The organism is Streptomyces niveiscabiei (assembly GCF_001419795.1).
GTDB lineage: Bacteria > Actinomycetota > Actinomycetes > Streptomycetales > Streptomycetaceae > Streptomyces > Streptomyces niveiscabiei.
Genome location: NZ_LIRL01000820.1, coordinates 1 through 8453 on the forward strand (window position 1 = coordinate 1; position 8453 = coordinate 8453).

The window sequence follows — 8453 nt, forward strand, 5'->3', positions numbered from 1 at the left end:
AGAACGACCACCCCGCGCGCGGGGAGCGATCGTCCTCGCGGGCGCGCGCGGGGTGGTCGTTCTCGGTGCTGCTCGGTTCGCGTACTGCTGTTCGCGTGCTGCTGGTTCCGGGCGCGCACAGCCGGTTGCGGCTCCCGCTGTGCGGCATCAGCACCATATCCCCGGGTGTCACCCTTGGGGAGGTCGTACGGCACTGAGTGCCACCCAAAGGGTGCCCGGCGGAGCGCCGGGGCATGTCTGGGCCGTCCGGCGGTCCCGCGCGCGTGCGCGTTCCGGCAGACCACCCCGCGCGCGCCCGCGGATGCGGCAGGATGACCGCGTGAACGACCACGACGCCGCTTCCCCCGATCCCGCCGCGATGCGTACGCAGTACCGGGCGGAGGGTCTTGCCGAGGACGCCCTTGCCGCGACCCCGGTGGAGCAGTTCGCCCGCTGGTTCAAGCAGGCCGCCTCCGAGGCGCACCTGTTCGAGCCGAACGCGATGGTCGTCTCCACCGCCGACGCCGAGGGGCGGCCCAGCGCGCGCACGGTGCTGCTCAAGCACTTCGACGAGCAGGGGTTCGTCTTCTACACGAACTACGGCTCCCGCAAGGCCCGCGACCTCGCTGAGAACCCGTACGTCTCCCTGCTGTTCCCCTGGCACCCGATGGCCCGCCAGGTCGTCGTGCACGGCGTGGCGCGCCGGACCGGGCGCGACGAGACGGCCGCGTACTTCCGCACCCGCCCGCACGGCTCCCAGCTCGGCGCCTGGGCCAGCGCGCAGTCCTCCGTCGTCCCCTCGCGCACGGAACTCGACGCGTCGTACGCCGAGTTGGCGGCGCGCTATCCCGAGGGGGAGCAGGTGCCGGTGCCCCCGCACTGGGGCGGGTTCCGGGTGGCTCCCCAGTCGGTCGAGTTCTGGCAGGGCCGGGAGAACCGGCTCCACGACCGGCTGCGGTACGTCGAGGAGGCGGACGGAGGGTGGCGGGTGGAGCGGCTGAGTCCCTGAGGCGGCGGGGCCTTGAGCGCGGGAACCGTGAGCCGCGGGAATCGTGAGCCGTCGGGGCCCTGGGGCGAGCGCCCGCCCTGAGTTCCTGCGCCCCCGCGCGCTTGAGGTGCCGTCAGATCTTGCCCCAGAGGTACGCCGTGCGGTGGCCCTCCAGGACGTCGGCCATGCGCGCGCGGAACGCGTCGGAGAGGTCGGGCCAGTCCCAGAACTTGAGGCCCAGGTGGCCGAAGGCGAAGGGCGCGTTGTCCCACCGCCAGTCCGGCAGGGGCGCGGTGCGCGTGCAGGACGGGCAGGTCAGGGTCGCCGTACCCGCCTCGGACCAGGTCTCGATCGCCGTGCTGACCCAGGCCCAGCCGTCCGCGTCCAGCGCTCTGCGGGCGGCGCAGCTCGGGCAGACGGCGTGTTCCGGGGCGTCCGCGCCGCTGTGGAAGGCCCCGCGCCCCACGTGCACCGCGAGCCCGCCCGACGGCTCGTGGTCCCAGTCGTCGTCCACGGCCCGCGCCCAGCCGGGACCGGCCGCGTACCCCCTCGCGTCCGCCACGACGATCCCCTCCCCCACCAGCCACGCGATGACCCGCTCCTTGAGCCGGGCCGCCTCCGCCTCGCCCGCGTCGAGGTCCACGATCACCTGGAACCGGTCTCCCATGCCCCCACCGTAGAACCCGCCACTGACAACGCCCCCGACCTGCGCCTTCTCACCGCCCCCTCACCCGAGTTCGGCCTCCACCAGCGCCACCCACTGCCCCACGACCCGCTCCCGGCGGGCCCGGTCGTCGGTGAGGAGGTTGGCGAGGCCGAGCCCCCGGGCCATGTCCAGCAGGCCCTGCACGGTCTCGCGCGCGCCAGTCCTGCTCTCGTCGGCGCCGAGGAGTTCGACGGCGATGCGGTGGGTCTCCCGGCCCACGCGCGCCTCCAGTTCGGTGACCCGGGGCCGGAGCTGCTCCTCGTTGGAGGCGGCGACCCACAGGTGCAGGGCGGCGCGGAACAGGGGCCCGGTGTAGAGGTCGACCAGCGCGCCGACGACGGCCGCGCGGTCGGTGGCCCCCTGCGGGAACAGCGCGCGCAGGGCACCGGACCGCTCCTCGGCGACGTACTCGACGGCGGCGGTGAACAGGTCCTCGCGGGTGGGGAAGTGATGCTGGGCGGCGCCCCGTGAGACCCCCGCGCGCTCCGCGACGACGGCGACCGTGGACCCCGCCCACCCGTACTCGGCGAGACAGGCGACGGCGGCCTCCAGCAGCCGCTGCCGGGTGACGCGACTGCGGTCCTGCTTGGGCACGCGGTCGTTGGGCGGGCGGTCGGCGGCGGCGCGGCCTTCCCGCGCGTGCTCGTCCGGCCCCTCTTCCCCCCGCGCGCGGTCGCCGGACGCACGGCCTGTCGGGGCGCGGGTGCCCGTGGCTCGGTCACCGGACTGCCGGCCCGCCCGCGCGCGGGCGCCGGACGTACGGTCCCCCTGCTGGTCGTCCGGCGCCCGGCCGGCCGGCACGCGCTCTGCCCGCGCGCTTTCTCCCCGCATCCCTTCCCCCCGTGCTCGCTCGTCCGGCATCCGTCCTCCCCGCGCGCGGTCGTCCGCGGTCACAGCACCCATGCGGGATCCCGTCGTTCGAGGAACGCCGTCATCCCCTCGCGGGCCGCGGGCGAGGCGAAGAGCCGCGCGGAGAGTGTCGCCAGCTGTGCGGCGTCCCGGTCGAAGGCTTCGAGAACCTTAGCCGTGAGCAGCCGTTTCGTCTCGGCCAGCCCGTCGGGCGCGGACCGGCGCAGCCCGTCGAGGACGGGTGCGAGGGCGGCGTCGACGTCGTCGCCGGCGACGGTCACGAGCCCGGCGCGCACAGCCTCGGCGGCGTCGAACCGCTCGCCGGTGAGGCAGTACCGCGCGAGCGCGCGCGGGTCGGCGCGGGGCAGCAGGGGCAGCGAGATGACGGCGGGCGCGACCCCGATGCGCACCTCGGTGAACGCGAACGTCGATCCGGTGGCCGCCCCGGCGACGTCGCAGGCGGCGACGAGCCCGAGGCCGCCCGCGCGCACATGCCCCGCCACGCGCGCGACGACCGGCTTGCCGAGCCCGACGACCGCGCGCAGCAGCCCGACGAACTCCTCGGGCGCGGGCGGGTCCTTGAGGTCGGCGCCCGCGCAGAACGTGCCCCCGCTGTGGGTGAGGACGACGGCCCGTACGGCGGGGTCCCGCGCGCAGTCGGCGAGCGCGTCCGCGAGGCCGGTGACGAGGGCCGCCGAGAGGGCGTTGCGGGTGTCCACGGCGTCGAGGCTGAGGCGTTCGACACCACGTTCGCGGCTGCGGCCGATCAGGGTCATGCGCGCTCCCTCAGCTCACGTCGGAGGATCTTCCCGGAGGCCGCGCGCGGGACGGCGTCGACGAAGGTGACCTTGCGTACGCGCTTGTAGGGCGCGACGCGTTCGGCGACGTACATCAGCACCTCCCCCTCGGAGAGGCCGGCGGCGTCGGGACTGCGCACCACGTGCGCGTGCGGGACCTCGGTGCCGTCGTCGCCGTACATGCCGATCACGGCGGCGTCGGCTATCCCGGGGTGGGTGAGCAGGAGGGCTTCTAGTTCGGCGGGGGCGACCTGGAAGCCCTTGTACTTGATGAGTTCTTTGACGCGGTCGACGACGTACAGCCAGCCGGCGTCGTCGGCGTACCCGATGTCCCCGGTGTGCAGCCAGCCGTCGGCGTCGATCATCGCGGCGGTGGCGTCCGGGCGCCCGAGGTAGCCCTTCATCACCTGGGGCCCCCGGAAGAGCAGTTCGCCGGCCTCTCCGGGGCCGAGGTCCTTGCCGGGGTCGTCGAGGGAGACGATCCGCATGCGGGTGCCGCCGATGAGCTTGCCGACGGTCCCGGGCGGGGCGGCGGCCATGGCGTCCAGGGGGACGACGTGGGTGGCCGGCGACAGTTCCGTCATGCCGTACGCCTGGCCCACGGGCGGGAGGTTCAGCCTGCGCGCGCACGCGGCGGCGAGGCCGGCGTCCAGGGGCGCGGCGGCGCTGATGACGTACTTCAGGGACGACAGGTCGTAGCGCTCGACGGCGGGGTGCCGGGCGAGCGCGAGGACGATCGGCGGGGCGACGTACAGGCCGGTGATGCGGTGTTTCTCGACGGCCGCGAGGAACGTCTCCAGGTCGAAGCGGGGCAGGACGACGACGGTGGCGCCCCGGCGCAGGGGGACGTTCATCAGGGCCGTCAGGCCGTAGATGTGAAAGAGCGGGAGCACCGCCAGAATCCGGTCGCCCGGGCCCGCGGGCATCACGGGCTCCAGCTGGGCCAGGTTGGTGGCGATCTGACGGTGGGTCAGCATGACGCCCTTGGGGAGCCCGGTCGTCCCGGACGAGTACGGGAGGGCCGCCACGTCCTCCACCGGGTCGATGTACGGGCTCGGTTCGGGTGCCTGGGAGGCGAGCATGCCGATCAGCGAGCGGTGTCCGCGTGCCTCGTCGCAGACGAAGATCTCCTCGACGCCGCCCGCGAGTTCGGCCGCGCGCCGGGCGGTCTCCAGCAGCGGCGAGACGGTGACGATCCAGCGGGCGGCCGAGTCGCGCAGCTGCCCCGCGAACTCCTCGGGCGTGTACTGGGGGTGGACGGTGGTGACCGAGGCGCCCGCGCGCGTGGCGGCGTAGAAGGCGAGGGGGAAGGCGACCGTGTTGGGGCTGTGCAGGGCGAGCACGTCGCCCTTGCGCACGCCCGCGTCGGCGAGCGCGGCGGCGACGCGCCGGTGGAAGCGGTCCAGCTGCTCGTAGCTGAGGGTCGTGCCGTCGGTGCCGTCGATCAGCGCGGGCAGGTCGCCGAACTCGGCGGCGCGGCCCAGGACGGCGTCGTGGATGGGCAGGTCGACTGCCGGGACGTCTGCGTACTCGCTGCGGAACACGGTTCCTCCTCGCACAGGGGCGGCGGTCAGTACGACTTGGGCAGGCCCAGGCTCTGGTGGGAGACGTAGTTGAGGATCATCTCGCGGCTCACCGGGGCGATACGGGCCACGCGCGAGACCGTTATCAGCGAGGCGAGGCCGAACTCGCGCGTGAGGCCGTTGCCGCCGAGGGTGTGCACGGCCTGGTCGACGGCCTTCACGCACGCCTCTCCGGCCGCGTACTTCGCCATGTTGGCGGCCTCGCCCGCGCCCGTGTCGTCGCCCGCGTCGTACAGGCAGGCCGCTTTCTGCGTCATCAGGCGGGCGAGTTCGAGGTCGATGTGCGCCTGCGCGAGGGGGTGGGCGATGGCCTGGTGGGCGCCGATGGGGGTGTCCCAGACGGTGCGTTCGCGGGCGTACTCGACGGCTCGCGCGAGCGCGTAGCGGCCCATGCCGATCGCGAAGGCGGCCGTCATGATCCGCTCGGGGTTGAGGCCGGCGAAGAGCTGCGCGAGGCCCGCGTCCTCGTCGCCGACGAGGGCTTCGGCGGGGAGGCGGACGTCGTCCAGGGCGAGTTCGAACTGCTTCTCCGCGCCGTGCAGTTCCATGTCGATCTTGCGGCGGGTGAAGCCCGGCGCGTCGCGCGGGACGATGAACAGGCAGGGCTTGAGGCGGCCCGTGCGCGCGTCCTCGGTGCGGCCGACGATGAGGGTGGCGTCCGCCGCGTCCACGCCCGAGACGAAGACCTTGCGGCCGGTGAGGAGCCAGTCGGCGCCGTCGCGGCGGGCCGTGGTGGTGATGCGGTGGCTGTTGGAGCCGGCGTCGGGTTCGGTGATCCCGAAGGCCATCAGGCGGGAGCCGTCCGCGAGCGCGGGGAGCCACTCGCGCTGCTGCGCCTCGGTGCCGAAGCGGGCGATCACCGTGCCGCAGATCGCCGGGGAGACGATCATCATCAGCAGGGGCGAGCCGGCCGCGCCCAGCTCTTCGAGGACCAGGGCGAGTTCGGCGATGCCGCCGCCCCCGCCGCCGTACTCCTCGGGGAGGTTCACCGAGATGTAGCCGAGTTTCGCGGCCTCCTGCCACAGCTCGGTGGGGTGGCGGCCCTCATCGACGACCTTCGTCAGATAGGCGCGGCCGTAGCGCCTGCCGAAGGCCGCGACCGCCTCGCGCAGGGCCTTGTGCTCGTCGGATTCGATGACCTGGCTCACTGTGCCGCTCCTTCTCGTTCGTCCTGTCGGTCGCCCTCGACCACGGCCAGCAGGGCTCCCACCTCCACCTGCTGTCCCGCCTGTACCTCCAGCGCCGTCAGCGTCCCGGAGACCGGGGCCGCAAGGGCGTGTTGCATCTTCATCGCTTCGAGCCACACGATCGGTTCGCCCGCCTCGACACTCGATCCGGTGACAAGGCCGGGCGCGACCTTGACGACCGTGCCGGGCATCGGCGCGACCAGCGAACCCGGGGCGCGCTGGGGTACCGGGTCGGGGAAGCGGGGCAGCGCGGTCAGCGCCGTCCCGTTCACGTGCACGCGGTCGCCGTAGCGCGCGACCTCGAACCGGCGCCGTACGCCGTCCGCTTCGAGGACGACGGTCCCCGCGTCGGCGTGGACGACGCGCACGCCGTCCGCGTCGAGGCCCGCGCGGGTGTACCGGTACTCGACTTCGTGCTCTTCCCCCGCCAGTTCGTACCGCTTGCGCTGGGGCTGCGAGGGGACGTTGCGCCAGCCGCCGAAGCGTGAACGGCCGTGCGCGTCCGCGAGGGCCGCCGCGAGAGGGGCAAGCGGGTCGGCGGGCGCGCGCGTGAGGGCGGTGAGGTGGCGGTCGTAGAAGCCGGTGTCCATGCGCGCGTGCGTGAACTCCTCGTGGCGCAGGGAGCGCAGGAGGAGGTCCCGGTTGGTCGTCGGGCCGTGGACGGCGGCCCGTTCGAGGGCGCCGGCCAGCTTGCGGAGGGCTTCCGCGCGCGTGGGCGCGTAGGCGATCACCTTGGCGAGCAGCGGGTCGTAGTGGACGCCGATCGTGTCGCCGTCGGCGTACCCGGTGTCCAGGCGGACGCCGCCCGGGACGGCGAGGCGGTGCAGGGTGCCGGTCTGCGGGGTCCACGCGTGCGCGGGGTCCTCGGCGTAGAGGCGGGCCTCGATCGCGTGCCCGCGCGCGGGAGGCGGTTCGGGCGCGAGGGCGGCTCCTTCGGCGATCCGGATCTGCTCGGCGACGAGGTCGAGGCCGAACACGGCCTCCGTGACGGGGTGTTCGACCTGGAGGCGGGTGTTCATCTCCAGGAAGTGCGCCGTGCCGTCGGGGGCGAGGAGAAACTCGACGGTCCCGGCGCCGGTGTACGACACCGCGCGCGCCGCGCGTACGGCCAGCGTTTCGAGGTTCCGTGCCACCCTCTCGGACAGCCCCGGCGCGGGCGCCTCCTCGATCACCTTCTGGTGGCGCCGCTGGAGCGAGCAGTCGCGCGTGCCGAGCGCCCACACCGTGCCGTGCGTGTCGGCGAGGATCTGCACCTCGACGTGGCGCCCGCGCTCGACGTACGGCTCGACGAACACCTCGCCGTCCCCGAAGGCGCTCGCCGCCTCCGCGCGGGCGGCCTCCAGGGCGGGGGCGAGGTCCCGCGCGTGGCGCACGATCCGCATGCCGCGCCCGCCGCCGCCGGCCGCCGCCTTCACCAGCACCGGCAGGTCGGCGTCGGTGACGTCCGTCAGCGGGGCGATCCCCATGAGGGCCTTCGCACGCGTCTTGGACGCCATCGCCTCGATCGCCTCCGGGGGCGGCCCGATCCACACCAGGCCGGCGTCGAGCACCGCGCGCGCGAAGGCGGCGTTCTCGGACAGGAAGCCGTACCCGGGGTGCACGGCGTCCGCGCCGGACGCGAGGGCGGCCTTCACGATCAGGTCGCCGCGCAGGTACGTCTCGGCGGGCGTCGCCCCGGGCAGCCGTACGCAGCGGTCGGCCACGCGCGCGTGCAGGGCGTTCTCGTCGGGGTCGGAGTGCACGGCGACCGTGCCGATGCCCGCCTCGTGGCAGGTGCGGAAGATTCGGCAGGCGATCTCGCCCCGGTTGGCGACCAGAACGGTGGAAATCACAAGGCACCTCTCACATGCGGAAGACGCCGAAGCCGCCGCGCGCGCCTTCGTAGGGGGCGGTGTGGATCGCCGACAGGCACAGGCCGAGCACCGTGCGCGTGTCGCGCGGGTCGATCACGCCGTCGTCGTACAGCCGCCCGGACAGGAACATCGGCAGGGACTCCGACTCGATCTGCCGCTCCACCATGGCGCGAAGGCCCTGATCGGCCTCCTCGTCGTACGGGAGGCCCTTGGAGGCGGCGGACTGCCGGGCCACGATCGACAGGACGCCTGCGAGCTGCTGAGGGCCCATCACGGCCGACTTGGCGCTCGGCCAGGCGAACAGGAACCGCGGGTCGTAGGCCCGGCCGCACATCCCGTAGTGGCCGGCGCCGTACGAGGCGCCCATGAGGACCGACAGGTGCGGCACCCTGCTGTTGCTCACCGCGTTGATCATCATCGCGCCGTGCTTGATGATGCCGCCCTGCTCGTACTCCCGGCCGACCATGTAGCCGGTGGTGTTGTGCAGGAACAGCAGCGGGACGTCCCGCTG

At 73.9% G+C, this 8453-nt stretch carries 9 protein-coding genes; 2 read left to right on the forward strand and 7 right to left on the reverse strand.

The window, feature by feature from the left end:
- Nucleotides 1-197: hypothetical protein (locus AOK24_RS49915; protein ID WP_206191324.1), on the forward strand; the 197-nt coding region annotated here is incomplete at its 5' end.
- 104 nt (nt 198-301) lie between these two features.
- Complete coding sequence (pdxH, locus tag AOK24_RS34465; protein ID WP_107104114.1) at nt 302-988, forward strand: pyridoxamine 5'-phosphate oxidase; 687 nt, start codon at nt 302-304, stop codon at nt 986-988.
- A 112-nt stretch (nt 989-1100) separates the two neighbouring features.
- Here pdxH and AOK24_RS34470 read toward each other — a convergent pair whose 3' ends face one another.
- From AOK24_RS34470 to AOK24_RS34500, 7 genes are all read right to left on the reverse strand, one after another.
- Nucleotides 1101-1634, reverse strand: coding sequence for a hypothetical protein (locus AOK24_RS34470; RefSeq protein ID WP_055723929.1), 534 nt, complete (start codon nt 1632-1634; stop codon nt 1101-1103).
- A gap of 60 nt (nt 1635-1694) precedes the next feature.
- A complete protein-coding gene (locus AOK24_RS34475) occupies nt 1695-2267 on the reverse strand; it encodes a TetR/AcrR family transcriptional regulator (protein WP_055723934.1) in 573 nt (190 codons plus the stop codon).
- A 296-nt stretch (nt 2268-2563) separates the two neighbouring features.
- Nucleotides 2564-3298 carry an enoyl-CoA hydratase family protein gene (locus AOK24_RS34480; RefSeq protein ID WP_055723930.1) on the reverse strand — a complete coding sequence of 245 codons (735 nt, stop codon included), beginning with the start codon at nt 3296-3298 and terminating at the stop codon, nt 2564-2566.
- Nucleotides 3295-4863, reverse strand: a complete 1569-nt coding sequence (locus AOK24_RS34485) for a 4-coumarate--CoA ligase family protein (RefSeq protein WP_055723931.1) — start codon at nt 4861-4863, stop codon at nt 3295-3297. Before AOK24_RS34485 ends, AOK24_RS34480 begins: the two co-directional genes overlap by 4 nt.
- A 26-nt stretch (nt 4864-4889) precedes the next feature.
- Complete coding sequence (locus AOK24_RS34490) at nt 4890-6050, reverse strand: acyl-CoA dehydrogenase family protein (RefSeq protein WP_055723932.1); 1161 nt, start codon at nt 6048-6050, stop codon at nt 4890-4892.
- Nucleotides 6047-7921 carry an acetyl/propionyl/methylcrotonyl-CoA carboxylase subunit alpha gene (locus tag AOK24_RS34495; protein WP_055723933.1) on the reverse strand — a complete coding sequence of 625 codons (1875 nt, stop codon included), beginning with the start codon at nt 7919-7921 and terminating at the stop codon, nt 6047-6049. Before AOK24_RS34495 ends, AOK24_RS34490 begins: the two co-directional genes overlap by 4 nt.
- Before the next feature lie 10 nt (nt 7922-7931).
- Nucleotides 7932-8453 (reverse strand): carboxyl transferase domain-containing protein (locus tag AOK24_RS34500; RefSeq protein WP_276206878.1); only part of this gene is annotated, 522 nt, incomplete at its 5' end.